General features: G+C 72.5%; 28 protein-coding genes. 18 read left to right on the top strand and 10 right to left on the bottom strand.

Annotated elements, in window-relative coordinates; translation table 11 throughout:
• Positions 1-37 precede the first annotated feature (37 nt).
• Together ACWEVN_RS27835 and ACWEVN_RS27830 are read right to left on the bottom strand one after the other, a co-directional pair.
• A complete protein-coding gene (locus ACWEVN_RS27835; protein WP_452053245.1) occupies positions 38-2,056 on the bottom strand; it encodes a M4 family metallopeptidase in 2,019 nt (672 codons plus the stop codon).
• Between the two features lie 251 nt (positions 2,057-2,307).
• Positions 2,308-3,591, bottom strand: coding sequence for a helix-turn-helix domain-containing protein (locus ACWEVN_RS27830; RefSeq protein ID WP_449687339.1), 1,284 nt, complete (start codon positions 3,589-3,591; stop codon positions 2,308-2,310).
• Positions 3,592-3,711: 120 nt separating this feature from the next.
• Here ACWEVN_RS27830 and ACWEVN_RS27825 point away from each other — a divergent pair, with 120 nt between their 5' ends.
• Genes ACWEVN_RS27825 through ACWEVN_RS27805 form a run of 5 tightly spaced genes read left to right on the top strand, consistent with a single transcriptional unit; the run spans position 3,712 to position 7,937 of the window.
• Complete coding sequence (locus tag ACWEVN_RS27825; protein ID WP_452053244.1) at positions 3,712-5,544, top strand: glycoside hydrolase family 9 protein; 1,833 nt, start codon at positions 3,712-3,714, stop codon at positions 5,542-5,544.
• A 9-nt stretch (positions 5,545-5,553) separates the two neighbouring features.
• The gene (locus tag ACWEVN_RS27820; protein ID WP_091304403.1) at positions 5,554-6,339 is read left to right on the top strand and encodes an LOG family protein; all 786 of its coding nucleotides are present in this window, start codon (positions 5,554-5,556) and stop codon (positions 6,337-6,339) included.
• Positions 6,339-6,923 carry an LOG family protein gene (locus ACWEVN_RS27815; protein ID WP_452053243.1) on the top strand — a complete coding sequence of 195 codons (585 nt, stop codon included), beginning with the start codon at positions 6,339-6,341 and terminating at the stop codon, positions 6,921-6,923. The genes ACWEVN_RS27820 and ACWEVN_RS27815 overlap by 1 nt, the downstream gene beginning before the upstream one ends.
• 4 nt (positions 6,924-6,927) lie before the next feature.
• Positions 6,928-7,257, top strand: a complete 330-nt coding sequence (locus ACWEVN_RS27810; protein ID WP_449687336.1) for a hypothetical protein — start codon at positions 6,928-6,930, stop codon at positions 7,255-7,257.
• Positions 7,257-7,937, top strand: coding sequence for a winged helix-turn-helix transcriptional regulator (locus tag ACWEVN_RS27805; protein WP_452053242.1), 681 nt, complete (start codon positions 7,257-7,259; stop codon positions 7,935-7,937). Before ACWEVN_RS27810 ends, ACWEVN_RS27805 begins: the two co-directional genes overlap by 1 nt.
• On the opposite strand, the gene ACWEVN_RS27800 is transcribed toward ACWEVN_RS27805, so the two are convergent.
• On the bottom strand, positions 7,934-8,608 hold the full coding sequence (locus ACWEVN_RS27800) for a lysophospholipid acyltransferase family protein (RefSeq protein WP_449687334.1): 675 nt from the start codon (positions 8,606-8,608) through the stop codon (positions 7,934-7,936). The genes ACWEVN_RS27805 and ACWEVN_RS27800 overlap by 4 nt on opposite strands.
• A gap of 51 nt (positions 8,609-8,659) precedes the next feature.
• On the opposite strand from ACWEVN_RS27800, the gene ACWEVN_RS27795 reads away from it, so the two are divergent.
• A complete protein-coding gene (locus ACWEVN_RS27795) occupies positions 8,660-9,562 on the top strand; it encodes a glucosyl-3-phosphoglycerate synthase (protein ID WP_449687333.1) in 903 nt (300 codons plus the stop codon).
• On the opposite strand, the gene cydC is transcribed toward ACWEVN_RS27795, so the two are convergent.
• From cydC to ACWEVN_RS27775, 4 genes are read right to left on the bottom strand one after another with little or no spacing between them, the layout of a single operon-like run.
• Entirely contained in the window at positions 9,498-11,075 is a 1,578-nt protein-coding gene (gene cydC, locus ACWEVN_RS27790; protein ID WP_452053246.1) for a thiol reductant ABC exporter subunit CydC, read from the bottom strand. The two genes, ACWEVN_RS27795 and cydC, sit on opposite strands and share 65 nt — an antisense overlap.
• A gap of 2 nt (positions 11,076-11,077) precedes the next feature.
• A complete protein-coding gene (gene cydD / locus ACWEVN_RS27785; RefSeq protein WP_452053241.1) occupies positions 11,078-12,634 on the bottom strand; it encodes a thiol reductant ABC exporter subunit CydD in 1,557 nt (518 codons plus the stop codon).
• 9 nt (positions 12,635-12,643) lie between these two features.
• Complete coding sequence (gene cydB, locus ACWEVN_RS27780; protein ID WP_452053240.1) at positions 12,644-13,630, bottom strand: cytochrome d ubiquinol oxidase subunit II; 987 nt, start codon at positions 13,628-13,630, stop codon at positions 12,644-12,646.
• 3 nt (positions 13,631-13,633) lie between these two features.
• A complete protein-coding gene (locus ACWEVN_RS27775) occupies positions 13,634-14,794 on the bottom strand; it encodes a cytochrome ubiquinol oxidase subunit I (RefSeq protein WP_449687330.1) in 1,161 nt (386 codons plus the stop codon).
• A 60-nt stretch (positions 14,795-14,854) separates the two neighbouring features.
• On the opposite strand from ACWEVN_RS27775, the gene ACWEVN_RS27770 reads away from it, so the two are divergent.
• From ACWEVN_RS27770 to ACWEVN_RS27750, 5 genes are read left to right on the top strand one after another with little or no spacing between them, the layout of a single operon-like run.
• Positions 14,855-15,172 (top strand): helix-turn-helix transcriptional regulator, encoded by a 318-nt coding sequence (locus ACWEVN_RS27770; protein WP_091304396.1) that lies wholly within the window; start codon positions 14,855-14,857, stop codon positions 15,170-15,172.
• Positions 15,169-15,837, top strand: a complete 669-nt coding sequence (locus ACWEVN_RS27765) for a permease prefix domain 1-containing protein (protein ID WP_452053239.1) — start codon at positions 15,169-15,171, stop codon at positions 15,835-15,837. The genes ACWEVN_RS27770 and ACWEVN_RS27765 overlap by 4 nt, the downstream gene beginning before the upstream one ends.
• Positions 15,834-16,163, top strand: a complete 330-nt coding sequence (locus ACWEVN_RS27760) for a DivIVA domain-containing protein (RefSeq protein WP_449679848.1) — start codon at positions 15,834-15,836, stop codon at positions 16,161-16,163. Before ACWEVN_RS27765 ends, ACWEVN_RS27760 begins: the two co-directional genes overlap by 4 nt.
• On the top strand, positions 16,160-16,618 hold the full coding sequence (locus ACWEVN_RS27755) for an SRPBCC family protein (protein ID WP_449687328.1): 459 nt from the start codon (positions 16,160-16,162) through the stop codon (positions 16,616-16,618). Before ACWEVN_RS27760 ends, ACWEVN_RS27755 begins: the two co-directional genes overlap by 4 nt.
• A complete protein-coding gene (locus ACWEVN_RS27750) occupies positions 16,611-17,174 on the top strand; it encodes a DNA-3-methyladenine glycosylase I (RefSeq protein ID WP_449687327.1) in 564 nt (187 codons plus the stop codon). The genes ACWEVN_RS27755 and ACWEVN_RS27750 overlap by 8 nt, the downstream gene beginning before the upstream one ends.
• A 56-nt stretch (positions 17,175-17,230) precedes the next feature.
• On the opposite strand, the gene ACWEVN_RS27745 is transcribed toward ACWEVN_RS27750, so the two are convergent.
• Positions 17,231-18,025: an enoyl-CoA hydratase-related protein gene (locus ACWEVN_RS27745; RefSeq protein ID WP_452053238.1), complete on the bottom strand. Its 795-nt coding sequence runs from the start codon at positions 18,023-18,025 to the stop codon at positions 17,231-17,233.
• A 198-nt stretch (positions 18,026-18,223) separates the two neighbouring features.
• Here ACWEVN_RS27745 and ACWEVN_RS27740 point away from each other — a divergent pair, with 198 nt between their 5' ends.
• Positions 18,224-18,391: a DUF3117 domain-containing protein gene (locus ACWEVN_RS27740; RefSeq protein ID WP_013222969.1), complete on the top strand. Its 168-nt coding sequence runs from the start codon at positions 18,224-18,226 to the stop codon at positions 18,389-18,391.
• Positions 18,392-18,481: 90 nt separating this feature from the next.
• Positions 18,482-19,933, top strand: a complete 1,452-nt coding sequence (locus ACWEVN_RS27735) for a leucyl aminopeptidase family protein (protein ID WP_452053237.1) — start codon at positions 18,482-18,484, stop codon at positions 19,931-19,933.
• Here the strand turns inward: ACWEVN_RS27735 and ACWEVN_RS27730 are convergent.
• Positions 19,858-20,829, bottom strand: coding sequence for a LysR family transcriptional regulator (locus tag ACWEVN_RS27730; RefSeq protein WP_452053236.1), 972 nt, complete (start codon positions 20,827-20,829; stop codon positions 19,858-19,860). The two genes, ACWEVN_RS27735 and ACWEVN_RS27730, sit on opposite strands and share 76 nt — an antisense overlap.
• 62 nt (positions 20,830-20,891) lie before the next feature.
• On the opposite strand from ACWEVN_RS27730, the gene ACWEVN_RS27725 reads away from it, so the two are divergent.
• Positions 20,892-22,070 carry an MFS transporter gene (locus ACWEVN_RS27725; RefSeq protein WP_452053235.1) on the top strand — a complete coding sequence of 393 codons (1,179 nt, stop codon included), beginning with the start codon at positions 20,892-20,894 and terminating at the stop codon, positions 22,068-22,070.
• Between the two features lie 125 nt (positions 22,071-22,195).
• Here ACWEVN_RS27725 and ACWEVN_RS27720 read toward each other — a convergent pair whose 3' ends face one another.
• On the bottom strand, positions 22,196-22,840 hold the full coding sequence (locus ACWEVN_RS27720; protein WP_308670016.1) for an O-methyltransferase: 645 nt from the start codon (positions 22,838-22,840) through the stop codon (positions 22,196-22,198).
• A gap of 210 nt (positions 22,841-23,050) precedes the next feature.
• Here ACWEVN_RS27720 and sigE point away from each other — a divergent pair, with 210 nt between their 5' ends.
• From sigE to tatB, 4 genes are all read left to right on the top strand, one after another.
• Entirely contained in the window at positions 23,051-23,641 is a 591-nt protein-coding gene (gene sigE, locus ACWEVN_RS27715; RefSeq protein ID WP_310971363.1) for an RNA polymerase sigma factor SigE, read from the top strand.
• The gene (locus ACWEVN_RS27710) at positions 23,638-24,288 is read left to right on the top strand and encodes an anti-sigma factor family protein (protein ID WP_452053234.1); all 651 of its coding nucleotides are present in this window, start codon (positions 23,638-23,640) and stop codon (positions 24,286-24,288) included. The genes sigE and ACWEVN_RS27710 overlap by 4 nt, the downstream gene beginning before the upstream one ends.
• 401 nt (positions 24,289-24,689) lie before the next feature.
• Positions 24,690-26,207 (top strand): trypsin-like peptidase domain-containing protein, encoded by a 1,518-nt coding sequence (locus ACWEVN_RS27705; protein ID WP_449687321.1) that lies wholly within the window; start codon positions 24,690-24,692, stop codon positions 26,205-26,207.
• 78 nt (positions 26,208-26,285) lie between these two features.
• Positions 26,286-26,708, top strand: coding sequence for a Sec-independent protein translocase protein TatB (tatB, locus tag ACWEVN_RS27700; protein WP_452053233.1), 423 nt, complete (start codon positions 26,286-26,288; stop codon positions 26,706-26,708).
• The last annotated feature ends 80 nt before the right edge of the window (positions 26,709-26,788 follow it).

The following is a 26,788-nucleotide window of genomic DNA, read 5'->3' as shown; positions in this document are numbered from 1 at the left end:
TTCCCCCGCCCCCCCCCCCCACCGCGCGGGTGTGTGTTCAGCAGGCGCCGCCGTCGCTCCAGACGGCCCACGAGGTGGGCGCGCCCGGCTCGGCGCCGGTCGAGTACCACAGCGACGTCCACTTGTGACCGTTGTGCCCGACGACGTCGTTGGGCACGTAGGCCTTGGCGGAGTCCCACTCGGCGAGCCCGTCGCAGCCGGTCGGCGGGGTGCCGGTGCCGACGGTGAGCGAGAACTGCGCGGTGTGGTCGGCGTCGGTGCCGTCACCGCTGACCGTCACCTGGCTGGTGCCCTCCGGCGTGGTCGCCGAGGTGGTGATGGTCAGCGTCGCCGTGCCGCCGGAGGAGATGCTCGCCGGGCTGATCGTCGCCTTCGCGCCCTCCGGCAGGCCGGTGGCCTCCAGCTGCACGGTCTGGGCGTTGCCGGAGGTGATCCGGGTGGTCACCGTGGTGGTCGCGGTCTGTCCGGGTTGGACGGACGCCGATGTCGGCGAGAGCGTCAGCGAGTAGTCGTTGCCGGCGGGCGGCTGGCCGGTGCAGGTCGGTTCCCCGCTGACTGCGGGCACGCTCACCGCGTCCCACGCGGCCTTGGTGCTGGCGAACTCGGCGCAGCTGCCGGGGAACAGCGCGACCGCGGCTTCCAGGGTGGCCTTGCGGGCCGCGCGGTGGTTCCACGACGACGTCTTCTTCAGCAGGCCGTTGTAGAAGATCTTGCCGGCCTTCTGGATGCCGACACCGGTGACCGACGAGTTGTTGCACGTCGGGCTGGCCGCGCTGCCCTGGGACAGCAGGTAGAACCAGTGGTTCTGCGGGCCCGCGGCCGCGTGCACCTCGGTGCTCGGGATCGACGAGGAGTAGCAGTTCGGGTCGCCGACCTTCGACGGGTTGTCCATGTAGCGGATCGGGCCCTGGCCGACCAGGTTGACGCCCTCGCCGACGCTGAAGTCCGGCGTGTCCTTCGGGTTGTTGGCGTAGAACTCGGTGAGCGCGCCGAAGATGTCGCCGGTGGACTCGTTGAGCCCGCCGTTCTCGTTGCCCGAGCCCGCGCCGCCCGGCGTGGTCTGGAAGATCGCGTGGCCGAACTCGTGGCCGACGACGTCCATCGGCGTCGCCTGGCGGCGGTTGTCCTGCGAGTGCCCGAAGTGCGTCGACGAGCCGTCCCAGTACGCGTTGACGTCGTTGAGGCCGACGCTCGCGCGGAACCCGCCGCCCGCCCCGTCGATGCCGGTGCGGCCGAGCCACTCGCCGAGCATCTTCCACTCGGTCTGGACGCTGTAGAGGACGTCGACGCAGCCGGTCTCGAGGTCGGTGCCCGAGCCGTTGCCCCAGGTGTTGGAGCTCTTCGTGAAGATCGAGCCGCCCTCGCGGCCGCAGGCGATGCCGCGGCGGCCGGGGTCGGTCATCGAGTACGAGCTGCCGGAGCCGGAGGTGTCGATGGAGACGGTGCCGGCGTAGTAGGAGTTGCCGGTGCCGGCCTCGCGGACGTCGTCCCGCGTGTCGAGGACCTTCCCGGTCGCGCCGTCGACGAAGACGTGCAGGCGGGTGGGCTTGCCGTTCGTGCGGCCGCTGACGACGACCTCGTAGGCGAGCTTCGGGGCGTCCCCGGCCAGCACGACCAGCTTCGGCGCCTCGGCCTTGTCCACTGTGGAGACTTCGCCCTCGGCGACTTTCGTGGCCTGCTCGGCCTTCAGCGTGGCCTGCGTGCCGACGGTGAGCGGGGCGGTGTGCGCGGCTTCGGTGCCGCGGACGCGCCCGGCGCCGTCGGCGACGACCACCGCGTCCCCGCCGATGACCGGCAGACCGTGGTAGGTGCGCTGGTAGGAGGCGTAGTAGAGCCCGCCGCCACCCGGGGTGACTCCGGTGCGGACGAAGGCCTCCCCGGCACCCTTCGCAAGCCGGTCGGCGCCGTTGAGGGCGGCCTGGTCGGCGGCGCGGGCGGCGAGCGCCTCGGGCGGGGTGGCGGCGGGAGGAGCGGGGGCGGCGGCGGCCGGGATCGCCGGCACCGCGAACGTCAGGGCCAGGCCGGCGATCGCCGCCAGCCCACGTGGGGATCTCATGGGGAACCTTTCCGGGGACCGGGGAGGAGTGTGCCCGGAGGAATAACTGCTGTTATTGCGCCGGACGCGTCCGAGTAAAGGTTCCGACCGCGGGCGGGTCAATGGGCCGAATGGAGCAGCGCGGCTCGGTGGCGATCGATTGAAGGCGGACAAAACCGCAGGTCGCGGGCAAAGAGCAGACTGGTCTGAACCAATTCACAGACTTTCGTAGGAAAGTTGCTTTGGTTCGGACCACTGAGCCCGCTGGTCCGCTATTCGGCGCCGGTCGCCGAGTCCAGGCCGCGCCGGTAGGCCTCGACGGCTGCGTCGAGATGACCACGTTGTCGGAGCGCGTCACCGAGCCGCAGGGCCGTCGAAACCGCCGCGCCGTGCAGGGATGCCCCCGTCTGGATTTCGAAGGCTTCGCGCAGCAGGCGGGTCGCCGTCTCGGCGTCCCCCCGGGCCGCGGCGATCTGGCCCAGCAGGCTGGTCGCCTCGCCCAGCGACTCGACGTCCCGGGACAGCAGCTCGCGGACCTCGGAAACGAGCGCGGCCGCCTCCTCCGGCGCTCCCTGCCGGAGCCGGACCTCGGCCAGTTCGAGCGTCGCCCCGGCGAAGCCCTCGTCGGCGCCGATCGCTGCCAGCTGGTCACGGGCCGCCGTCAGTTCCGCGCGGGCCTCGTCGAGGCGGTTCAGGTGGCGCAGCAGGTAGCCGCGGGCCCAGCGGCAGCGGGCCGCGTCGCGGTCGAACCCGACGGACGCGAACAGCCGGCACGCCTCGGTGAGGTCCTCGTCCGCCCGGTCCGCGCGGCCGGTCGCCTGCCAGACCTGCGAGGCCTGCCGGTGGAACCGCGCGACGAAGTCCGGCCGGGTCGCCGCCCGCGCCAGCCGCCGCCCGTCCTCGGCCGCGCGGCGGGCCCGGTGCAGGCCGCCCATCTCCATCAGCGGGTGGATCAACGCCGTGAGCAGGCACAGTTCGGCGTCCGGATCGGCCGGCCGCGCGGCCAGTTCGGCCTCGACCCGCGCGATCGCCGTGCCCGCGTCGCCGCGCTGGAACCGGCAGCCCGACCACCGGTGCACGATCATCGCCCGCAGCCACGGCGGTGCCGCGCCGGCCAGTTCTTCGGCGTGCTCCAGAGCCTCCTGCGCTCCCGAGACGTCGAAGAGCTGCCACTTCACCTCGGCCTGGCAGAACCGGGCGTAGCACTCGACGTCGTCGAGGTGGTAGCCCGCCGCCTGCTTGCCCGCGGCCGCGAACCGCTCCTCGGCGGCGGCGATCCGGCCCTGCTCCAGGTCGCGGTAGCCCTCGTCCAGCGCCGCGCGCAGCTCGTCCGCGACGCCGGGTGGCCGGCCGAACCGCAGCTCGTCGACGGTCAGCCCGAGCCGGCCGGCCAGGTAGGCGAGCATCTCCTCCGACGGCGGGCGGCTGCCGGTCTCGACCTTCGCCAGGAACCCCCGGTCGTACCCCGGCTCGGCCAGCTCGCGCTGGGTCCAGCCGCGGCCGGTGCGCAGCCGCCGGATCCGCGCTCCGAGCGGTTCGGCGGGGGCACTGGTCATCTCCCCACGGTAGGTCATCGGCGCGGCGGCCGTGGAAACGGACATATTGACGCCTCCGGGCGGGCCGGGATAGCGTTCTCCGCTAAATAGGAAACTTTCCTAACAAAGTGGAGGCCGATCATGCGCCTGCTTCCCCTCGCGACGGCGGCCGTGCTCGCCGTGCCCCTCGCGGCCACCCCGGCCGAGGCCGCGACGCCGGCCGAGGTCCGGGTCGACCAAGTCGGCTACGCGCTGGGCGAGGCGAAGCACGCGTACCTGCTCGGCGGCACGGCCGGGAAGTTCGCCGTCGTCGACGAGCGCGGCCGCGTGGTTCGCGAAGGCCGCACCGGGGCGAGCCTGGGCGCCTGGAACGCGCGGTACCCGGCGGTGTTCGACCTCGACCTGTCCGGTGTGGACAGACCGGGTACGTACCGGGTCAAGGCCGCCGGAGCGACGTCGCCGCCGTTCCGGATCGACACCGCGCGCCGCCTGTTCCGCCCGCTGGTGCGGGCCACCACCGAGTTCTTCCAGGCCCAGCGCGACGGCCACGACGTGATCCCCGGCCGGCTCGACCGCAAGCCGTCGCACCTGGCCGACCGGACGGCGACCGTGTACGCGGAGCCGAAGTTCGCAGGTGAAGGCGGGGACGAGATCGTCGAACCGCTGAAGCCGCAGGGCGCCCCGGTCGACGTCGAAGGCGGCTGGGTCGACGCCGGCGACTTCGTGAAGTTCACCTCCAACACCGCGTATTCGCTGGCCGAGCTCGGTTTCGTGCTGCGCGACGACCCCGATCCGGTGCTGGCCAAGGAGGTTCGCTTCGGCCTCGACTGGCTCGACAAGGTCTGGGACGGCCGCACGAAGACGCTGTACGCCCAGGTCGGCATCGGCACCGGCAGCGAGGAGTTCGGCTTCCTCGGCGACCACGACGTCTGGCGCAACCCGCAGGACGACGACGCGCTCGACGTCAAGCCCGGCGACCCCGCCTACTTCGTCAAGTACCGGCCGGTGTTCCCCGCGGCCCCGGCGGGCGCGCCGCTGTCGCCGAACCTGGCCGGCCGCGTCGCGGCGGCGTTCGCGCTGGGGGCGCAGGTGTCCGCCCACCGCGACCCGCGCCTCGCCCGCCACTACCTGACCGAGGCGGCGGCCGTCTTCGCGCAGGCCAAGACGACCGGTGTCGGCGAGCTCGTCACCGCGTTCCCGCACGCCTACTACCCGGAATCGTCGTGGGAGGACGACCTGGAGCTGGGCGCGACCCAGCTCGCCCTGGCGGCCCGGGCCTTGAAGGACCCGCGAGCCGACGGCTGGGCCCGCGACGCGGCGAAGTGGGCGAAGGCCTACATCGGCAGCGGTGACACGAGCACGTTGAACCTCTACGACACGAGCGCGCTCGCCCACGCCGACCTGGCCGGCCTGCTGCGCACCGGCGTCCCGGGCGCGGCGCTCGGCGTCCGCGACCTGGCCGCCGACCTGCGGCGCCAGCTCGACTCCGGCGTCGAGGCGGCGAAGACGAGTCCATTCCGGACAGCGGTCGACGTCACCGACTTCGACGCGGCCAGCAAGAGCTTCGGCTTCGCCGCGACCGCGCGGCTGTACCAGCGCGTCACCGGCGATGCGCGGTACGCCGCGTTCGGCGCGCAGCAACGGAACTTCACGCTCGGGGCCAACGCCTGGGGCGTCTCCCTCGTGGTCGGCGTCGGCACGACGTCCCCGCGGTGCCCGCACCACCAGGCCGCGAACCTCGCCGGGCCGTCGAAGGTGCTCTACGGCGCGGTCGTGAACGGCCCGAACGGCGCGGACAACTTCGCCGACCTGCCGTTCCCGGCGGGCGCCACGGAGTGCACCCGTCCGTATGAATCCTTCGACGGCCGGGGAAGCCGCTACGCCGACGACCTGAGTTCATGGCCCAGCAACGAGCCCGCCATCGACTTCACCTCCACGGCGTTGTTGGCATTCTCGCTGGCGGGCAGGCCGTAGCATGGGGAAGTGAGCGAACAGTCTGAATGGCCGGACGGCCAGTACCCCGAACGCCCGGTGGAGCGGCACAAGGGCCCGGTCGTGCTGCGCCGCGACCGCCGCGACCAGGGCAGCACCACCGACCAGCGGCTCCTGGACTCGCGCGGCCCGAGCGACTGGGTGCACACCGACCCGTGGCGCGTGCTGCGGATCCAGGCCGAGTTCGTCGAAGGCTTCGGCGCGCTCGCCGAGGTCCCGCGGGCGGTGACCGTGTTCGGCTCGGCCCGCACCAAGCGCGACAACCCGGAGTACGAGCTCGGCCGCAAGATCGGCGGGGCGCTGGCCAACGCCGGGTTCGCGGTGATGACCGGCGGCGGGCCGGGCGCGATGGAGGCGGTCAACCGCGGCGCGGCCGAGGCCGGCGGCTTCTCCGTCGGGCTCGGCATCGAGCTGCCGTTCGAGCAGGGCCTGAACCCGTGGGTCGACCTCGGCGTCAACTTCCGCTACTTCTTCGCCCGCAAGACGATGTTCATCAAGTATTCGCAGGCCTTCATCTGCCTCCCCGGCGGCTTCGGCACGCTCGACGAGCTGTTCGAGGCGCTGACCCTGGTGCAGACGAAGAAGGTCACGAAGTTCCCGGTGGTGCTGTTCGGCAGCGACTACTGGGGCGGCCTCTACGACTGGATCAAGAACTCGGTCATGGCCGAGGGCAAGATCAGCCCGCACGACCTGGACCTGCTGCACGTCACCGACGACATCGACGACGCCGTCCGCGTGGTCCAGGAGTCCTACCAGGCGTGGGAGGACACGCACTGATGCGGCGGATCTGTGTCTTCTGCGGCTCGTCCATGGGCTTTTCGCCGCGGTACGCCGAGCAGGCGGCCGCGCTCGGGAAGCTGCTGGCCCAGCGCGGCATCGGGCTGGTCTACGGCGGCGCGAGCGTCGGCACGATGGGCGTGGTCGCCGACGCCGCCCTGGCCGCGGGCGGCGAGGTGATCGGCGTGATCCCGGAGGCGCTGTCGTCGGTCGAGATCGCCCACGCCGGGCTGTCGGAGCTGCACGTGGTCGCGGACATGCACGAGCGCAAGGCCAAGATGGCGGCCCTCTCCGACGGCTTCGTGGCGCTGCCGGGCGGCGCGGGCACCCTGGAGGAGCTGTTCGAGGTCTGGACGTGGGCCCAGCTCGGCCTGCACGGCAAGCCGATCGGCCTGGTCGACGTCGACGGGTACTACGCGCCGCTGCTGGCGTTCGCCGACCACATGGTGACGGAGGGCTTCGTCCAGGACGGCTACCGGAAGCTCCTGCTGACCGACGCCGACCCGGCCGCGCTGCTGGACAAGTTCGAGACGTACGAGCCGCCGGCGCCGCCGAAGTGGGCGAAGGAGCCACCGGGTATCTGACGTCGTGAACCCGTGGGTCCAGGCCGGAGCGGCGCTGGTCGTAGGTCTGCTGACCGCGACCGGCGCGTTCGTCGGCGTGCGGTTTTCCGTGCGGGGCAACGACCGCGCGACGGAGCAGCGCGAGCTGGCCGGCCGCCGGGAAGAGTGGTGGCGGCGGTTCACGTGGGCGTCGGAGCTTGCCCTCTCCGAGTCGCCGGCGAAGCGGGTGGCCGGGCTGAAACTGCTGGCGAAGCTGGCACAGTCGGAACTCGCGACCCGCGACGAGTGGGAGTTGCTCGACGTGTTCCAGGGACGTGTACTGGACAAGCTCCTCGACGACCTCCCGGAGAGCTGATGGACATCACGGAAGAGCACATCGCCGCGGCTCAGCTGCGCCTCGTCCTGGACGAAAAGCTGGGCCGGGCGACGCCGGAGCGGGTACGCCGGGTCGCCGCGGCCGAGGCCGGGTCGCCACCCGTCACCCCGGTCCCGGTGGCGCTGCCGGAGAGCGACTTCTCCGTGGTGGGCCGCTACCTCCAGGCGATCGGGGAGCTACGCGAGAAGGCGACGCACGCACGCCTCGCCGAACGGCTCGGGCACTCCGCACCGACCACGAGCGAGATGATCCGGCGGCTGCTGCGTGAAGGCCTGATCAGCGGCTCGGAGAAGGCGCCGTTCATCCTCACCCAGGCGGGCGCGCAGGTCCGTGACGCTTTCGTCCGCCTCGACCGGGACCTTGTCCTCAGCTGGCCGGTCTCGTCCGACGTGAATGGCGCCATCCAGGAAGTGATCGACGCCCTGACAGGTTTTTTGGGCAACCGCTCCGACTGGTTGATGACCCGGCAGGGGACCGACGAAGTCCGCATCGGCAACCTGACGGAGCCCGAAGTCGGGGTCGTCCTCGCGACGGTGGCGGACTGGACCTCGCGCCACCCCGGTTCGGACGTGGACGTCCGCCGAGGTGCGCGGGTTGCCGAAGTGCGGGCCGAAGACGCGGGTAACATCGCCGCGTTGATTGCGGCCCTCGCGGTCTAAGCCACGCCCTCGCTCGGCCGCTTGTGGTAGGTGTCCACGTACTCCTGCCCGGAGATCTCCAGGATCGCGTACATCACCTCGTCGGTGACCGACCGCCGGATCGCCGGGGCGTAGTCCTGGCCCTCGTAGCGCGAAAAGTCCAGGGGCTTGCCGAACGTGATGCCGATCTTCGCCGGCCGGGGGATGCGGGCGCCGTCCGGCTGGAGGTTCTCCGTGCCCGTCAGTGCGACCGGGACCACCTTCGCGCCGGTCGCCAGGGCCAGGGCCGCGACACCGGTGTGGCCCCGGTGCAGCCGGCCGTCCAGCGACCGGGTGCCCTCCGGGTAGATCGCGAAGACGCCGCCCGCGTCGAGGACCTTGCGGGCCGCCTCCAGGGCCGCCAGCCCGGCCTGGGCGTTGCCGCGCTCGACCGGGACGTAGCCGAGGCCGCCGAGGAAGCCCGCCAGGGCCTTGCCCTTGAGGCCCTTGCCGACGAAGTACTCCGCCTTGCCGAGGAACTTGACCTGCCGCGGGGTCGCGAACGTGATCACGCCGGTGTCGAGGGCGGCGCGGTGGTTGGCCGCCAGCAGCACCGGGCCGCTGAGCGGCACGTTCTCCACGCCGTGCACTTCGGGCCGGTACACCGCCCTGACCAGCGGTCCCAGCACGAACCGGACAAGCAGCGCGATCAAGTGGTCCTCCTCCTCGGGTGCGGTGCCCCCAGCATGGCACGATCGTTACTCGTGAGTTGGTTCGAGCGGCGTACGTGGCAGGAACCCGGTTGGACGCCCGCGGACATCGTGGCCGCGAAGGGTGACCGGACGGTTTCGGTCGTGCTACCGGCGCTGGACGAAGAGCGAACCGTGGGTGACGTCGTCGCGTCGGTGCGTCCCCTCCTCGGGAGCGTCGTCGACGAGCTGGTCGTCGTCGACTCCGGCTCGACCGACGACACGGTGCGAACCGCGGAGGCCGCGGGCGCGCGGGTGGTCCGCCGCGAGGACGTCCTGCCGGACCTGCCGCCGGTGCCCGGCAAGGGCGAGGTGCTGTGGCGGTCCCTGGCCGCGACGAGCGGCGACTTCGTCGTCTTCCTCGACTCCGACCTGGTCGACCCGGACCCGGCGTTCGTGCCCTCGCTGCTCGGCCCGCTGGTCACCGAAAGCGGTGTCCACCTGGTCAAGGGCTTCTACCGCCGCCCGCTGCGGCTGGAGAGCAGCGGCGGCGGGCGCGTCACCGAGCTGCTGGCGCGGCCGGTGCTCTCGGCGCTGCGCCCGGCGCTCGGCGGCCTGATCCAGCCCCTCGGCGGCGAGTACGCGGGCACCCGCGAGTTCCTCGAGTCGGTGCCGTTCGCGGCCGGCTACGGCGTCGAGATCGGCCTGCTGCTCGACGCCGAGGCGCGGTACGGCCTCGACGGGCTCGCGCAGGTCAACCTGGGTGTCCGCAAGCACCGGAACCGGTCCCTCGCCCAGCTGGGCGCGATGTCCCGGCAGATCCTCGGCACCGCACTGGACCGCTGCGGCGTCCCGGCCGCCGACGCGCCGTTCACGCAGTTCGTGCAGGTCGACGAGGAGTGGTTGCCGGACGTCACGGAGGTCCGGGTCGCCGACCGGCCGCCGATGCGGGACGTACTCGCCCGTCCTCGAGGGTGAGCACCTCGTCGAAGCCGGCGAGGTGTTCGGGGCGGTGGGTGACGAGCACCACGCTGCCCTCCGCCTTCGCGAGGACCCGCGCCAGGACGGCGTCGCCGTGGGCCGGGTCGAGGCCTTCGACGGGCTCGTCGAGCACCAGGACCTTCGGTGCGGCCAGGACCGCCCTGGCCAGGACCAGCCGTTGCCGCTGACCGCCGGACAGCGCGTCGCCGTCGGGGCCGGTGTCGCGGTCGAGGTCCACGTCGAAGCCGGCGGTTCCGCAGGCGTCCCGCAGCTCGTCGTCGGTCGCGTCCGGCTTGGCGAGCAGGAGGTTCTCGCGGACGGTCGTGTGGAAGACGTGGGCGTCGGCTTCGGCGCCCGAGACGATCGCCGGCAGGTCCCGGTACTCGCCGAGCGGATGGCCGTCGAGGGTGACCCGGCCGTCGGTCGGCGCCTGGCTGCCGAGCAGGAGGCGCAGCAGCGTCGTCTTCCCGGCACCGCTGGGGCCGAGGATCCCGACGCGCTTGCCGGGCGGCAGGTCGAGGTCGACGTCCTTGAGCGCCGGAGGCCGTCCGGGGTGCCGGACACCGGCCTTTTCGAGCCGGAAATGGCCCTCTCGCGCGGTGCGGGTGCCTTCCGGCACGGCGGGTTCGGCGAGCACGGCCCGCACCCGGGCCGCGGACGCGCGGATCTCGGGCACGCGCCGGGCCGCGCCGATCAGCGGGAGGACGACCTCGAAGGCCGTCACCGCCGCCAGGGTCAGCGCCGCGGTCCACGGAACCGAGGCGTGGCAGAGTAGCGCGACGGCGACTGAGGTGCCGAGCTGGACGAGCACGCCAGCCGCGCTGACCAGGGCGGTCTTGGCCGCGGCCGCCCGCTCGCCCGCGGTGATCTCGTCGACGACGTGCGTGGCGCGTTGCCGGTGCTCCTCGAGCGCTCCGGCGGCGACGAGCTCCCGATGCCCGGTGACGACCTCGACGGCAAGTTCGGCGAGCTCGGCCCGCCTCGGGGCACTTTCCCGCGCCGCCTCGGCGGTGAGGCGGACGACCAGCCACGGAAGAACCACCCCCGCGACGACCAGCCCGGCGGCCAGCGCCCCGGCGGCCGGCAGCGACGCGGTGGCCGTGACACCGGCGGCGACAGCCCCCACGAGCCCGGCGACCCCGGCGGGCAACAGCCACCGCAGGACGGCGTCCTGCAGAGCGTCCACATCGGACACCAGCCGGGTGACGAGGTCGCCGCCGGAGTACCGCGCGCCGGGGACGAGGGCCTGGTAGACGCGGGAACGCAGCTCGCCGAGCCACCGGAGGACGACGTCGTGCCCGGCGAGCCGTTCGGCGTACCGGAGGCCACCGCGCAGGAGGGCGAGGGTGCGGACGGCGACGATGGCGACGGTGAGGGCGGCGAGCGGCGGCCGTTCGGCGGCCCGCAGCAGCAGCCAGGCGGCGGTGGCCATCAGGGCCAGGGCGGCCAGTTCGGCGGCGGCCCCGAGGAGGGCGGCGCGGAGGAGCCGGAGCACGTCCTTTGTGGACAGGTTCACGCCGCCACCTCCGCGCCGACCCGGCCGCCCCGGAGTTCGAGCACCCGGTCGGCCAGGGAGACCATCGCCGGGCGGTGGGCGACCAGGACCGCCGTCCGGCCCGGGAGCAGCCGCCGGGTCGCCGACAGCACGGTGTCCTCGGTCTTGGCGTCCAGCCGTGCCGTCGGCTCGTCGAGGAGGAGCAGGCCCGCCGAAGTCCGGGCGAGCGCCCGCGCGAGGCCGACCCGCTGCCGCTGCCCGGCCGACAGGACTTCGCCCAGTTCACCCACCGGCGTCTCGTAACCCGCCGGGAGCCCCGCCGCCACCGAGTCCAGGGCCGCCGCCCGGGCCGCCGCGGGGATGTCCGCCGAGGGAACGCCGAGAGCGATGTTCGAAGCCAGCGGCCCCCGGAACAACGTCGGCCGCTGCGGCACCCACGCCACGTCGGCCAGCCAGTCCGCGGGCGACAGGGAACGCAGGTCCACCCCGTCGACCAGGACCCGGCCCGCGGACGGCGGCACGAACCCCAGCAGCACCGCCAGCACCGTGCTCTTGCCCGCCCCGCTCGGCCCGACCAGCGCCACCCGTGCCCCGGCCGGCACCGAGAAGTCCACTTCGGACAGTGCGGGCACCCCGTCGTAGGCGACCGAGACCCGCTCGAAGACCACCGAAGGCGCACCCCGCCGCCGGGTCAGCACCGCCGACCGGGACCGGACGACCGGCACGGCGAGGGCCTCCCGCAGCGCCGCCAGCCCTTCCGCCGCCGCGTGGAACTTCGCGCCCGCCGCCCGCAGCGGCAGGTACGCCTCGGGGGTCAGCAGCAGGATCAGCAGCGCCGGACGCGCTTCGAGACCGCCCGAGAGCAGCCGGAACCCGATCGGCACCGCCACCAGCGCGACCGAGAGCGTCGCCACCAGTTCCAGCACCAGGGCCGACAGGAACGCCACCCGCAACGTCTTCATGGTCGCGTCGGCGTGCGCGGCCGCCATCGACCGCACGGTCGCGGCCTGCTCGGCGGCCCGGCCGAACACCTTCGCCGTCCCGAGCCCGCGGACGGCGTCCAGGAAGTGCCCGCCCAGCTTCGCCAGCAGCTCCCACTGGACGGCCGCCTTCGCCTGCTTCCCGACCAGGACCGCGAACACCGGGATCAGCGGCAAGGTGACGACCACGACCAGCGCCGAGGTCAGGTCCGTGGTGAACAGCCGCGCGATCACCGCGACCGGCACCACCACCGACACCACCAGGGACGGCAGGTACCCGGTCAGGTAGCTGTCCGTGGCGTCGACCCCGCGCGTGATCTGCGTCGCGACGACGCCGGCCCGGTCCGAAGCGGACCCGAGCAGCCGGCGTCGCAGCGCGCCGCGGACCGACGCGGCAAACCGTCCACTGAGGACACCGTGGCTCCAGGCGAGCGACGCCCGCGCGGCGATTGCCACGACCAGGAGCAGCGAAACGCCGCCGCCGGTGAGCAGCGTGGCGAGCCCCTCCGCCTGGAGGAGCACCGAAGCCGCGGTGAGCACCGCGAGCAAGCCCAATCCGGCCAGGTACCGCCGGAGTCCGGGTAGCGCAGGCACGACGTCCCCCTAGAAGTGCAGCAGCGAGCGCTGGTCGACGGGACGCCGGTGGGCGCGCCAGGTCAGCCACTGCACGACCAGCAGCACCAGCACCGCGGGCGGCGCGAACCAGGCGAGCACGGCGAACGTCTCCGCCGCCGTCGCCGCCTCGTCGAGCGTCAGCGCGTACCCCGGCGAAGCCAGCACGGTGGGAAACCGCAGCGTCCCGGCGAGCAGCGCCGGGCAGGCGGCCAGGACCATCGACCCGACGAGCGCGACCCGGTACCGCCGCACCGCCAGCCCGAGCCGGGCCACGGCGAACGCCGCGAACGCCACCGCGGCGACGACCGCACCGAGCACGGAACCGCCGTCGAGCGCGAAGAAGCCCCACACCGCGGCGATGACGAGGAACGCCAGCACCGGCGCCGAGAAGGCGCGCGCCAGCCGCACCGCGCGGCCGGTCAGCTCGGCCGGGGCCCGTACGGCCAGGAAAGCCGCCCCCTGCAAGCAGAACAACGCGACGAACCCGAGTCCCCACAGCACCGCGTACGGGGAGAACAACGCGAGGACGTCTCGCGAAGGCGAGCCGTCCGGGGACAGCGGCAGCCCGAGGACGAGATTGCCGAGGAACAGGCCCCACGACAGCGCCGTCACCAGCGCGCCGCCGACGATGCCCGCCGTCCAGGCGCCGCGGCGGGCGTCCGGGCGGCGGCTGCGCAGCTGCATCGACGCGGTGAACGTCACCAGGCCGAGCAGGAGCGTCACGACCAGGACGTACGCCCCGGCGAACACCTTGCCCTCCAGGTGCGGGAACGCGCCGAAGAGCAGGCCGACGGCCGCGATCAGCCACACCTCGTTGGCCAGGAAGAACGGCCCGAGCGCGCCGAGCATCTGCCGCCGTCGCCGCTCGTCGGCCTCGAACGCGGGCAGCAGCATGCCGACGCCGTAGTCGTACCCCGCCAGCGCGAAGTAGCCGCAGGTCAGCAGGCCCAGGAGGCCCCACCAGAAGGTCGTCATCGGTCAGACTCCGCTCAGGACGGGCTGCTCGGCGGGCGCTTCGACCGGCTCCGGGCCGCGCCGGGCGACGCGCGCCATGAGCACCCAGTCGGCCACCGCGAGCGCGGCGAACAGCAGTGTGAAAGCGATGAAGGAGAACAGGATCTGGCCGGCCGGGACGTCCGCGATCGCGTCGGCGGTGCGCAGCTTCCCCCAGACCAGCCACGGCTGGCGGCCGAGCTCGCGCACCAGCCAGCCCATGATCGCGGCGGCGAACGGCAGCGGGATGGCCGCGACCATCAGGTAGTGCAGGAACCGCGCCTTCGTGAGCCAGTTCCGGAACAGCAGGAGCGTGCCGAGGAGCGCGCAGAGGAACATCAGGAACCCCAGCCCGATCATGGCGCCGAGCGGCACGCCGACCGCGCTTTCGCCCAGCTTGTCCGGCTGGTATGTCTTCAGCTCGCCGAACTGCGCGAAGCCCTGGTTGACGACGAAGATCGAGCCGACGAGCGCCGCCACCACACCGATCCGCATCGACCGCCGGAAGAACTCGACCTCGGTGGTGCGCTTGAGGAAGTGCCAGGCGCTGACGCCGACGACGAAGAACCCGCCGGTCACCAGCGCGGCGCTGAGGACGTGCGGCAGGGAGGCGACCAGCGCCGGGTTCGAGAACAGCGCGCCGAAGTCGTCGAGGCGCAGGGTGCCGTTCTCGACCCGGCTGCCGACCGGGTTCTGCAGGAACGAGTTGGCCAGCATGATGAACAGCGCCGACGCGTACGCGGTCAGCGTGACCAGCCAGAGCAGCGTCAGGTGCAGCCACTTGTTCATCCGCCCGAAGCCGAAGATCCACAGGCCGAGGAAGGTCGATTCGAGGAAGAACGCGACCAGCGTCTCGATGGCCAGCGGCGCGCCGAAGACGTCGCCGGCGAAGGCGGACAGGCCGGTCCAGGTCAGCCCGAACTGGAACTCCATCACGATCCCGGTGCCGATCCCGAGCGCGTAGTTGATCACGTACAGGCGGCCCCAGAAGCGCGTCATCCGCAGGAGCTCGGGCCGGCCGCCGAGCGTCCAGCGCGTCTGCATCACCGCCACCAGCGTGACCAGCCCCAGGGTGAGGAGCACGAACAGGAAGTGGAACGAGGTCGTCGTCGCGAACTGGAGTCTCGCGATCGGAAGAGCGTTCATGTAGACAGGCTACACATAGTCTGCCTACATGTAGCGAGCCGATGTGTAGACTGCGTACCCATGAAGGCGGACACCCTGCGCGGACACCTCGACGCGTTGCTGCTGGCCGTGCTCGACGGCCGGAAACTGCACGGCTACGCGATCATCGAGGCGCTCCAGCTGCGCAGCGACGGCGCGCTCGACCTGCCCACCGGCACCGTGTACCCGGCGCTGCGCCGGCTCGAGCGGGCCGGCTGGCTGGCCAGCGAATGGGACGTCGTGTCCGGCCGCAAGCGGCGGACCTACCGGCTGACCCGCTCCGGTGAGCAGGCCCTGGCCGCGGAACGCGCCGAGTGGCGGGAGTTCACCACGGTCATCGGGGGAGTGCTGGGGACATGATCGACGAATACCTGGGGGAGCTGGACCGCAGACTGCACGGCTGCGGCCGGTTCAAAGCCGACCTGCTCGAGGAAGCCCGGGACGGGCTGCACGACGCCGCCGACGCCTACCGCGCGGGCGGCTGGAGCGACGAGGACGCGCAGCGCCGGGCGGTCGCCGACTTCGGTCCGGCGGCCGTCGTCGCCCGCGACTACCAGGCCGAGCTGGGCATGCTCAGCGGTGTCCGCACGCTGTGGAAGCTGGTGCTGGGCGTGCCGGCGATGCAGATCGCGTGGGACTACGCGCGGATCCTCACCTTCGGCGAGTGGACGCGGCTGTCGACGCCGTCGCCCGAGTGGTACATGGTGATCACGCGGGTCTCCCACGGCGCGGTGTTCCTCGTGCCGGTGATCGGCCTGGTCGCCCTGCTCGGGATCCGCTGGCTGAGCCGCCGCATCGACGGCACCGGGCTCGCCCGGTTCTGCGGGGTCCTGATCGCGCTCGCGGTCGGCGTCAACATCGGCTCCATCGGGCTGCTCATCGCGGCGACCGGCGTCGTCGACGTTTCGCGGCTGTTCCTGAGCGTCCCGTGCGCGCTCCTGATGTTCGCCTGGGTGGCGCTTTCGATCCGGCTCGTCGTGCTCGCGAGACGTTCCTGGGGTGGGTATGCCAGGATCGTCGCGTGACGACCGCGCTGATCTACCTCGTAGTCATGCTGCTGGTGGCGGCCGTGGTGTTCCTGCTCGCCGCGGTGGTGTTCGGCCGGGGTGAGGAGCTCGCCCCGCTGCCGCCGGGCAGCTCGCCCACCCGGCTGCCCGCCGAGGACATCACCGGCGAGGACCTGACCGAGGTCCGGTTCCAGCTGGTGCTGCGCGGCTACAAGATGTCCGAAGTGGACTGGGTGATGCGGCGGCTCGGCGTCGAGCTCGACGAGCTGCGCGCCCGCGTCGCCGAGCTGGAGCAGCGCGAACGCGAGCGGGAGAGCACGTCCTCGCCCGAGGCTTCCCCGTGACGGACCTGATCCTCTCGGTCGAGGTCCGCGCCCCGGCCGGGACGACCTGGCTCGCGCTGACCGACTGGGCGCGCCAGGGCGAGTGGATGCTCGGCACCGAGGTCGAGGTGGTCGAGGGCAACGGCCGCAGCGTCGGCTCGCGGCTCTCGGCGTTCACCGGCGTGGCCGGGGTCGGCTTCACCGACACCATGGAGATCACCAGCTGGGAGCCGCCCGTGCGGTGCGGGGTCCGGCACCTCGGCAGCTTCGTGGCCGGCACCGGCGTGTTCCAGGTCGTCCCGAAGGGCGCGGCGCGCTCGACGTTCGTCTGGGCCGAGCACCTGCGGCTGCCGTTCGGGCCGCTGGGCCGGCTCGGCTGGCCGGTCGTGCGGCCGGCGTTCGCGCTGGGGGTGCGCCTGTCGCTGCGGCGGTTCGCGCGGTTCGCGGAAAACTATTCGGTGGGTGGGGATGAGTGAGCTTTTCGGCGCCGACGGCGTCGCGCGGTGCAGCTGGGGCAATTCGACCCCGGATTACGCTGCGTACCACGACGAGGAGTGGGGCGTTCCGCTCCACGGGCAGGACGAGCTGTACGAGCGGCTGTGCCTCGAGTCGTTCCAGTCGGGGCTGTCGTGGATCACGATCCTGCGCAAGCGCGAAGGCTTCCGGAAGGCGTTCAAGCAGTTCAAGCCGGCGAAGGTGGCGAAGTTCGGCGACACCGACGTCGAGCGGCTGATGCAGGACGCCTCGATCGTGCGGAACCGGGCGAAGATCCTGGCCGCGATCAAGAACGCGCAGGCGATCGCCGCTTTGGATGAGCCGCTGGACGACTTGCTGTGGTCCTTCGCGCCCTCTTCGCACCAGCGCCCTCGCACCATGGCGGACGTCCCGGCCATCACCGACGAGTCCAAGGCGATGGCCAAGGAACTGAAGAAGCGCGGGTTCGTCTTCCTCGGCCCGACGACCTGCTACGCCCTGATGCAGGCCACCGGCATGGTCGACGACCACGTCGAAGGCTGCTTCCGCGCCTCGTGAGTGTTTAGGCGGGTTAGAACCCGCCTAAACACTCACGACCAGCCGCGGCAGACTGCTTACTTGCCCTGGAAGGCCGGCTTGCGCTTGCCGACGAAGGCCTCGACGGCCTCGGTGTGGTCGGCGGTCTTGCCGAGCGCGGTCTGGGCGGCGTCCTCGGCGTCGAGGGCCTCCTCGAACGTCGACTGCGCGGCCAGGTTGAGCACGCCCTTGATCTTCGCGTAGGCGACGGTCGGGCCGGCCGCGAGCTTCGCCGCCACCTGCTGGGCGCGGGCGGCGAGCTCTTCGTCCGGCACGACCTCGCCGACCAGGCCGAGCCGCAGCGCCTCGGCCGCGTCGACGGTCCGGGCCAGCAGCATCAGCTCGGCGGCGCGGCCGTAGCCGACCAGCCGCTGCAGCGTCCAGGACGCGCCCGAGTCCGGGCCGAGCCCGACGTTGGCGAAGGCCATCAGGAACGACGACGACTCGGCGGCGATCCGCAGGTCGCTGGCGTAGGCGAAGGCGGCCCCGGCGCCGGCGGCGGTGCCGTTGACCGCCGCGATCACCGGCTTCGGCATGGCCACGATCGCCTGGACGATCGGGTTGTAGTGCACCTTCACGGTGTGTAGCGGGGCGGGGTCACCCGCTTGCAGCAGCCCCACGTGCTCCTTCAGGTCCTGGCCGGCGCAGAAGGCCTTGCCGGAACCGGTCAGCACGACCGCGCGGACTCCCTCGTCGCCGGACGCCTCGCGCAGCGCCGCGAGCAGTGCTTCCTTCAGCTCCACGGTCAGCGAGTTGTACGCCTGCGGCCGGTTGAGGGTGAGGGTGCGCACCCCGTCGGCGTCGGCGGTCACCAGGACGTCGGATGTGGTCACGTCTTCTCCTTGCGCGGAAAACTTCGGTCGGCCGAGAGTCTTTCACCTCGCGCGGGCCGCATACCAGCACCGATACGGCGGCAAAAGATCGGTCCGCTGATGCGCCCGGCCGCTGATGAGGGACAATGGACACCAGACCCGGCTGGCTTTCACGCGAGCGCGACCCGGGCGCGCCGGTTGAGACGGAGGGAGCACGCTATGGCGGCCATGAAGCCCCGGACCGGAGATGGTCCCCTCGAAGTGACTAAGGAGGGGCGGGGCCTCGTGATGCGCGTACCGCTCGAAGGTGGTGGGCGACTCGTCGTCGAACTCTCCGCGGAAGAAGCGAAGGACCTCGGCGCCGCACTGGCGGAGGTCACCGGCTGAGCCGGCTCCCTCGATCCGTCCTTCCGTCGCACCCCGGTCTCCCTGCGGAGGCCGGGGTCGCGGTTCCTCTGCGCCCGAAGGTTGCTCACTGTGCGTAATCCGCTACCGCCCGTTCCGGCTACTCTCCTCGACATCGAAGTCGCGGCCGACCTCCGCCGCGGCGTCCCGACGGCCCGGCTGGTGGCCGCGCCCGACAACGATGACGTCGAGCCCTTGGAGATCGAAGGCGTCCGGATCACCGGCAAGGCGGGCGACGTCCAGACGGTGCCCGGGGGCGGGCCGCGCTGGATCGCGGGCCTGGGCGGCGGCGAGCCGAAGGAGTACCGCAAGACGGGCGCGGCGCTGGTCCGCGCGCTGAACGCGGCGCTGGCCGAAGACGTCGAGAACGGCGGGAAAGCGTTCCGTGCGGTGCAGCTGGAACTGCCCGAGGAGGCCGCCGGCGAGCACGTCACCGAGCTGGCGCTGGGCCTCCTGTTGGGCGGCTACCGGTACAAGGTGACCGGTGAGGCGCCTTCGCCGTCCGTGCGGACGATCCGGCTCGTGGGGGAGGACCCCGCGCTGCCGGCGCTGGTCGAGCGGGCCTCGGCGCTGGCCGCGGCGACGGCGCTGACGCGGGACCTCGCGAACACGCCGTCCAACGTGAAGACCCCGGCCTGGCTGGCGGACACGGCCGCCCGCGTGGCCGGCCCGCGCGTCGAGGTGACGGTGCGGGACGAGAAGTGGCTCGCGGCCGAGGGCTTCGGCGGCGTCCTGGCCGTCGGCGGCGGTTCCGCGCGGCCGCCGCGGCTGATCGAAATGGCGTACCAGCCGCCGGGGGCTTCGACGCACCTGCTCCTGGTCGGCAAGGGCATCACGTTCGACACGGGCGGCCTGTCGATCAAGCCGGCCGACGGGATGCACCTGATGCGCACGGACATGGCGGGCGGCGCGGCGGTGATCTCGGCGATCCGCGCCATCGCGGCGCTGGGGCTGCCGGTCCGGGTGACGGCGCTGGTGCCGTGCGCGGAGAACCACGTGTCGGGGTCGTCGTACCGGCCGGGCGACATCGTCCGCCACTACGGCGGCAAGACGACCGAGGTGGGCAACACCGACGCCGAGGGCCGGATGGTCCTGGCCGACGCGCTGGTCTACGGGATCCGCCGGTTCTCGCCGGACTACGTGGTCGACGCGGCGACGCTGACCGGCGCGATGAAGGTCTCGCTGGGCCTGCGCACGGGCGGCCTGTTCGCCTCGGACTCTTCGCTGGCGGCCGCGGTGGTTTCGGCGGGCGCGCGCGTGGGCGAGGCCTGGTGGCGGATGCCGCTGGTGGAGGACTACGCGGAGAACGTCCGCGGCGAGTTCGGCGACGTCCGGCAGACGCCCGGCGGCCCGGGCGGCATCACGGCGGCGTTGTTCCTGCGGGAGTTCACCTCGGGCCTGCCGTGGGCGCACCTGGACATCGCGGGCCCGGCCCGGTCGGAGAAGAACTACGACGAGGTGGTCCCGGGCGCGACGGGCTTCGCGGCGCGGACGCTGGTGGAGCTGGCGGCTTCGCTGGGCTGACGGCCGGCCGTTCCCAGGACGTGGTCGCGGAACCCGGTGACCGCCGGGGTCAGCGGCTCCTCCGCCCGCCACACGAGCCCGATCGTCCGGAACGGCGGCGGTGACAGCGGCACCTCCGCCACGCCGGCCGGCGTGCCCGGCCCGAACCGCGGCAGCAGCGCCACGCCCAGGCCGGCCGCCACCAGGCCGCGCACGGTGTCCGACTCCTGGCCTTCGAACGCGATCCGCGGCGTGAAGCCCGCTGCCGCGCAGAGCTCGTCCGTCAGCGTCCGGACGCCGTACCCCTGCTCGAGCAGCACGAATTCCTCGTCGGCGAGTTCCGCGACCCGCACTTCGCGGCGTCCGGCCAGCCGGTGGCCCGCCGGGACCGATAGCAGGATTTCCTCGTCCACCAGGCCCGCGCAGGCCAGCACCGGCAGGTCGGGCAGCGGCGCCACCAGGGCGAGGTCGAGCTCGCCCCCGGTCAGCCGGTCGACCATGTCCTGGCGCGAGCCCTGGACCAGCGTGAACCGCACGCCGGGGTAGCGCGCCCGGTACCCGCGCAGCAGCGACGGCACCAGCGACCGCCCGAGCAGGTGCAGGAACCCGAGCACGACGTGCCCCGACTCCGGCGACACCTCCTCGCGCGCCAGCCGGACGCCGGCGTCGAGCGCCGCCAGCCCGCGCTCGGCCGCCTCGGCGAGCAGCTCCGCCGCGCGCGTCAGCCGGATGCCCCGGCCGTCCGGGACGGTCAGCGGTGCCCCGAGGGCGTCCGCCAGTGCCGCGAGCCGGCGGCTGACGGTCGGTTGCGGGACGCCCAGCAGTTCGGCCGCGCGTGTGACGTTCCTCGTCTCCCGGAGCGCGGCGAGCAGCGGCAGGTGCGGCGCGACCTGCGCGGACAGTGAGTCATACGGCACCGTATCGATTGTGCCACCCGGGTGCATTGGACGTATTGGTTAGTCCTGCTTACTTTCGGGAGGTGACTTCCACCCGCCGAGTCAAGACGGCCGTCGCCGCGGCCGGGATCTCCTCGTTCGCCCTGCTCTACGCGCCGCAGCCGGTGTTGCCGCAGTTGGCGGCGCAGTACCACCTGGACCCGGGTGGCGCGGCGCTCGCGGTGAGCGTGGCGACCGGCGCGCTGGCCATCGCGGTGCTGCCGATCGCGGCGCTGTCGGAGGTGGTCGGCCGCCGTCCGGTGATCCTGACGTCGGTCATCGCGTCGGTGGTGTTCGGCCTGCTGCTGCCGCTGATGCCGACGTACCCGGCCCTGCTGGTGTTGCGCGCGCTGCAGGGCGTCGCGATCGCGGGGTTCCCGGGGGTGGCGGCCGCGTACCTGGCGGAGCGCCTGGGCCGCGCGGGCGTCGCGGCGGCGGTCGGAGCGATGATCGCGGGCAACACGATCGGCGGCATGCTCGGCCGGCTGGCCAGCGGCTTCACGGCGGGCCCTCTCGGCTGGCGCGGCGCCTTGCTGGTGGTGGCTTGTGTCGGGGCGGTGTGTGCGGCGGTGACGGTCGTGACGCTGCCGCCGGGCCCGCGCCCGGGCCGTGCCGGTGGCGTCGGCCGCGGGCTGCTGACGGCGCTGAGCAAGCCGGTGCTGCTGGCGCAGTACGCGGTGGCGCTGCTGGCGATGGGCTCGTTCGTCGCCCTGTACAACGCGGCGGGTTTCCGGTTGACGGGGTCCCCGCTGGAGTTGTCGCCGGCGGTGGCTTCGCTGGTTTTCCTGGCTTATGCAACGGGCTCGGTGTCATCGGCGGCGGCCGGGCGTCTGGTGGCGCGGGTGGGGCGTCGCCGGGCGCTGATCGGGGCGCTGCTGCTGACGGCGACGGGCGCGGCCCTGACGCTGCCGGACTCGTTGCCGCTGGTCATCGCGGGGTTCTTGGTGCTGACGTGCGCATTCTTCGCGGCCCACGCGGTGGCGAACGGCTGGGCCGCGGCGGACGCCCCGGAGACGGCCCGCGGCCAGGTGGGCGGAATGTACACGGCGACGTACTACTTGGGCAGCAGCGTCGGCGGAGCGGCGGGGGCGTGGGTGTACGGGCATGCGGGGTGGTCGTGGCTGATCGCGGCGGTGGCGGTGTGGCTGCTGCTGGCGGTGGCCGCGGTGGGCGTCGGGACACGGGCCCGGGTGGAGCGGCTTGAGCTGGTGAATGCCGGGTGAGCGCGTGCCGCCACCCCGAAGCCCGATGGTGACTACGGCCGGCCGTGTTCTGGCTTCGGATCAGGGTTGCGGGGGTGTGGGTGCCGTGGTGGTCCTGCCGCGTCCCACCCTTGCTGCAGGAGCGCTCAGGTAGCCGCGCCGACCAGGAGGCCGCCGCCCACCGGCAGCAGTGCCGGGACCAGGCGCTCGTCCTCCCGGAACGCCCGCGCCACCTCGCGCAGGGCCAGCGTCTCCGGGTCCCGGTGTGCCGGGTCGATCACCCGGCCGCCGGCCAGCACGTTGTGGAACGCGATGATGCCGCCGCGCCGCAGCAGCGACACGCCCAGCTCGTAGCAGCCCGGGTACTCGATGTGCGCGGAGTCGACGAACACCAGGTCGTAGCCGCCCGGCGTGAGCCTCTGGAGCACGTCCAGCGCGCGCCCGATGATCAGCCGCGTGCGGCCCGGGGCGAAGCCGGCCTCGCGGAACGTCGCGCGCGCCGCCCGCTGGTACTCCGGCTCGACGTCGATCGACGTCAGCACGCCGTCGGGGGCCATGCCGCGCAGCAGGCTGAGCCCGCTCACCCCGGCGCCCGTGCCGACCTCGACAACCGCCTTCGCGCACAGCGTCGCGGCCAGGAAGCGCAGCGTCGCGCCCGCACCCGCGCTGAGCGGGGTGCAGCCCAGGTCCTCGGCCCGTGCCCGCGCTGAAGACAGCACCTCGTCGTCGGGCAGGTACCCGTCGACGAACCCGGAATCGGCCGGTGCGGCCGCAGGGGTGGGCGTGTTCACGCACGGAGGTTAGCGTTGGTTGTCGATAAATCCGCGCAGGCTCCCGGTAAGCACCCGGGAAGAAGTTCTCAGCCTGCTCTCAGTCCAGTCTCACTAGAACCATAAGGAGTCCGGAGAGACTGAAATCCGAACACACGGGAACACCGTGCCGAGGGCCCGCGTTGGGTGGAGCAGACAGGAGTAACGCTGATGGAGGTGCCTGCTCCCACGATGCAGAACGCCGTAGCCGACGCCGGGGCTCAGCCCGTGTCCCTCGACGAAGCGGCCTGGACGCCGCCGTCCTGGGACGAGGTCGTGCGCGAACACGGTGACCGGGTCTACCGGCTCGCCTACCGCCTGACCGGCAACACCCACGACGCCGAGGACCTCACGCAGGAGACCTTCATCCGGGTCTTCCGCTCGCTGGCGTCCTACAAGCCCGGCACGTTCGAGGGCTGGCTGCACCGGATCACCACCAACCTGTTCCTGGACATGGCGCGCCGCCGCTCGCGCGTGCGGATGGAAGGCCTGCCCGAGGACACCGACCGCATCGTGGGCGACGACCCGAGCCCCGAGCAGGTCTACACCGACACCCACTTGGACCCGGACCTGCAGGCGGCGCTCGACGAGCTGCCCCCGGAGTTCCGCGCCGCCGTCGTGCTGTGCGACGTCGAAGGGCTGTCGTACGAGGAGATCGGCGCGACGCTGGGTGTCAAGCTGGGCACCGTCCGCAGCCGCATCCACCGCGGGCGTCAGGCGCTGCGCGCGTCGCTCGAGCGACGGCGCGCTTACGCACCGCAGTCTGCGAAGGTGTCGGTATGACCGCACCGCGAGGCTGGGCACTCCCCGAGTCGCACTTGCTGCCCGAGGTCGTGGTGGCGTTCGTCGACGGCGAGCTGTCCCACGGCGCACGCGACCGAGCGGCATCGCACATAACGCGCTGCACGGCCTGCGCGGCCGAGGTGCGCGCGCAGCGCCAGACGGTCGAGACGATCCGCCGCGCCGGCGCGCCGTCGATGTCGGCGGGGTTCTTGGCGAGCCTCCAGTCGATCCCGCAGCAGACGGAGTTGCCGAGCACCCCGGACAACCTGGCCATCACGGCCGACGGCCAGCTGGTCGCGGTCCAGCGCCCCGACCGCGTCGCGGGCCTGCGCGATTCGGGCGTATTGGGTGGGGTGGCGCCGTTGGGATCATCGGCGCCCTTGGGCCAGTCCCCGAACGTCCTGGGAGGCGGCCGCTTCAAGCGCCGCGCGGCGCAGGGGGCCGGAGTGGTGGTATCAGGCCTGGTGCTGAGCGCGCTGGCGTTGGTGGGGACATCGGCGGACGGCGACGGAGCCCCGGAGACGGGCGGCGGAGCCCCGCAGCTGGCGAACCTCCTGCCGGCCCAGATGGCGGTGCCCCAGCAACCGGCCCCGGTCTCGACCTCGGCATCCACAACCCCGGCGGCGGTACCGGCGGGCATCCGCTGAGCGAACTTTGAAGGCCGCTGCGAACCAGCTTCGCGGCGGCCTTCGGTGTGTCCGGCCCGCGCGGTGCCCGGTGCTGCGCGCAGCCGCGGTAGCGGCGCTGCCCAGGGCTCCGGCAGGGTCGTAGTGACAATCACGGCTTCGGGGTGGTGGGCCAGCGAGCGCCACCAGCAACAACAAGACCGCGCAGGCCCCCGCCCTCCCTGGGGGCGTCCCCAAGTCCAGCCTATCCCCACCCCCCGACGGAAACCGCCGCTCACAGTCTCCCAAGGCGGTTTGTCCACATCACCCTCACGTTGTGGACCGGGGCTCAAGAAACAGCCACTTCACCCGTGGACCGGCAGACTCGGAGCACTGGGCTTGGGTATCGTCACGCCCAGCCACCTGATCTTCTGCACCGGGGAATGATGACCGAGCCGAACGAGAATCCCGAGCAGCCCGGCGCGCGTGAAGCTGACCGGCTGGGCCCGCGGCCGCTCGCGCGGCCGGCCGTCGATCCGGCGCAGGCCGCCGTGTTCGGCAGGCCGCAGGGGGTCGACGGGGCGTTCGACAAGCTCTACTCGCCGCAGAAGGCCAACGGCGTCAACCTCGCCCCGCCCGCTCCCGAGTCGCTCGCCGAGGCCTTCCGGCGGCCGCCCGGGGCCGAGGGCGTCCTGCTCGAACGGCCGCGGGAAGCCACCGGCGACGCCTCCGAGGCCGAACCGCCCCTGTGGACCGGTACCCGCGATCCCTGGCGTGATCCCGGGGCCGCCGCCGTCCTCGCCGGGCCCGCCATGCCCGCCGAAGACGAAGAAAAGCCCGCCAACCGGCCCCCCGGCGCGCTGCTCAGCCTGCCCGAGGTGCTTTTCGGACGGCGTGTGCAGCCGAAGGCGCTCGTCCTGCTCGGCGTCGTCGCCCTGCTCATCGGCGCCGCCGGCGGTGTCGTCGGGTGGTGGGCCGCCGACACCGGCACCGAACTCACCGGCTCCGCCACCATCGCCGAAGCCGAGGCCGGCAAGGAACGCCCCGCCGGGTCCGTCGCCGAAATCGCCAAGCGCGTCGCGCCCGCCGTCGTCTCGCTCGAGGTGTTCAAGCCCGGCGCCGAATCCGGCGAACAGGGCTCCGGTGTCATGATCGACCCGCAGGGCTACATCCTCACCAACGAACACGTCATCGCTTCCGCCGCCGCGGATCCGGGCGTCAAGGTCACCGCCGTCTTCATCGACGGCACGCGCACCGAGGCCAAGCTCGTCGGCGCCGACCAGAAGACCGACCTCGCCGTCGTGAAGGTCAACGTCACCAACCCGACCGTGCTGCAGGTCGGCAAGTCCGCGGACCTGCAGGTCGGCGACACCGTGATGGCGATCGGCTCGCCGCTGGCGCTGCAGAACTCGGTGACCGCCGGCATCGTCAGCGCGCTGAACCGGCCGATCACCGCGGGCGGCGACAACGGCGCCCCGCCGGTCACCTACGAGGCCATCCAGACCGACGCCGCGATCAACCACGGCAACTCCGGCGGCGCGCTCGTCGACTCCACCGGCGCGCTGGTCGGCATCAACTCGTCGATCCGCTCGGCGGGCGCGGACGGCGGCAGCATCGGCATCGGCTTCGCCATCCCGAGCGACTACGCGATCAAGATCGCCAAGGCGCTGATCAAGGACGGCAAGGTCCAGCACGCCGACATCGGCATCAACGCGTCGTCGACGGTCGCCGGCTCGTCGACGATGGGCGCCCAGGTGAAGAACGTCGCGCCCGGCGGCCCGGCCGCGAACGCAGGCATCAAGGAAGGCGACGTCATCACGAAGATCGGCAACCGGCTCGTCCGCGACTCCGCGGAACTGACGGTCGCGGTCCGCGCGCACGACGTCGGCGAAGTGGTCCCGGTGCAGCTGGCCCGCGACGGCGCCAGTTTCGTCGTGGACGTAACCCTGGCTTCCGACTGAGTTCCCGCGTTCGGCCTGCCGGAGCGCGGCGGTCGGCGGGTACCCTGGGCGGGTAGGTTCTTCTTCGGAGGTTGACTGGTGTTCGAGAGTGTCGGATGGGGCGAAATCCTCGTCCTCATCATCGCCGGTCTGTTCATCCTCGGCCCGGAACGGCTGCCGGAGGCGGCGTCCTGGCTCGCGAAGAGCGTGCGCAAGGTCCGCGAGTTCGCGACCGGCGCCAAGGAACAGCTCCGCGAGGAGATGGGCCCGGAGTTCGACCAGCTGCGCAAGCCCCTGGAAGATCTCCGCGGGCTGCGGAACTTCGACCCGAAGCGAGTCGTGACGCAGCACCTGTTCGACGGCGACGCAGACCCGCTCGGCCTGAAGGGCATCACGAACGGCACCAGCACGCCGTCGAACGGGACCAACGGCTCGAACGGCTACCTGGCCGGCCAGACCCAGTCCGCGCCGGAGCCGCTCAAGCCGGGCGAGCGCCCGCCGATCGACCCGGACGCCACCTGACTTCCGCAGTTCTCTCATGCGCCCCAATGTGGCGTGTGGGGGGGTTATAAAACACAAAACCCCCAAAGGGGGGGGTAAAA

The sequence above is a fragment of the Amycolatopsis sp. NPDC003861 genome (genome assembly GCF_053605405.1).
Note: the sequence above shows the minus strand (reverse complement) of the source record. Positions and strands in the feature narration are given on the sequence as shown.

Excerpts from the sequence above, each read along its gene's own strand:
- ACWEVN_RS27835 (WP_452053245.1), bottom strand. The coding sequence starts at position 2,056 with ATGAGATCCCCACGTGGGCTGGCGGCGATCGCCGGCCTGGCCCTGACG.
- ACWEVN_RS27830 (WP_449687339.1), bottom strand. The coding sequence starts at position 3,591 with ATGACCAGTGCCCCCGCCGAACCGCTCGGAGCGCGGATCCGGCGGCTG.
- ACWEVN_RS27825 (WP_452053244.1), top strand. The coding sequence starts at position 3,712 with ATGCGCCTGCTTCCCCTCGCGACGGCGGCCGTGCTCGCCGTGCCCCTC.
- ACWEVN_RS27815 (WP_452053243.1), top strand. The coding sequence starts at position 6,339 with ATGCGGCGGATCTGTGTCTTCTGCGGCTCGTCCATGGGCTTTTCGCCG.
- ACWEVN_RS27805 (WP_452053242.1), top strand. The coding sequence starts at position 7,257 with ATGGACATCACGGAAGAGCACATCGCCGCGGCTCAGCTGCGCCTCGTC.
- cydB (WP_452053240.1), bottom strand. The coding sequence starts at position 13,630 with ATGACGACCTTCTGGTGGGGCCTCCTGGGCCTGCTGACCTGCGGCTAC.
- ACWEVN_RS27775 (WP_449687330.1), bottom strand. The coding sequence starts at position 14,794 with ATGAACGCTCTTCCGATCGCGAGACTCCAGTTCGCGACGACGACCTCG.
- ACWEVN_RS27770 (WP_091304396.1), top strand. The coding sequence starts at position 14,855 with ATGAAGGCGGACACCCTGCGCGGACACCTCGACGCGTTGCTGCTGGCC.
- ACWEVN_RS27765 (WP_452053239.1), top strand. The coding sequence starts at position 15,169 with ATGATCGACGAATACCTGGGGGAGCTGGACCGCAGACTGCACGGCTGC.
- ACWEVN_RS27750 (WP_449687327.1), top strand. The coding sequence starts at position 16,611 with ATGAGTGAGCTTTTCGGCGCCGACGGCGTCGCGCGGTGCAGCTGGGGC.
- ACWEVN_RS27740 (WP_013222969.1), top strand. The coding sequence starts at position 18,224 with ATGGCGGCCATGAAGCCCCGGACCGGAGATGGTCCCCTCGAAGTGACT.
- sigE (WP_310971363.1), top strand. The coding sequence starts at position 23,051 with ATGCAGAACGCCGTAGCCGACGCCGGGGCTCAGCCCGTGTCCCTCGAC.
- ACWEVN_RS27710 (WP_452053234.1), top strand. The coding sequence starts at position 23,638 with ATGACCGCACCGCGAGGCTGGGCACTCCCCGAGTCGCACTTGCTGCCC.
- ACWEVN_RS27705 (WP_449687321.1), top strand. The coding sequence starts at position 24,690 with ATGATGACCGAGCCGAACGAGAATCCCGAGCAGCCCGGCGCGCGTGAA.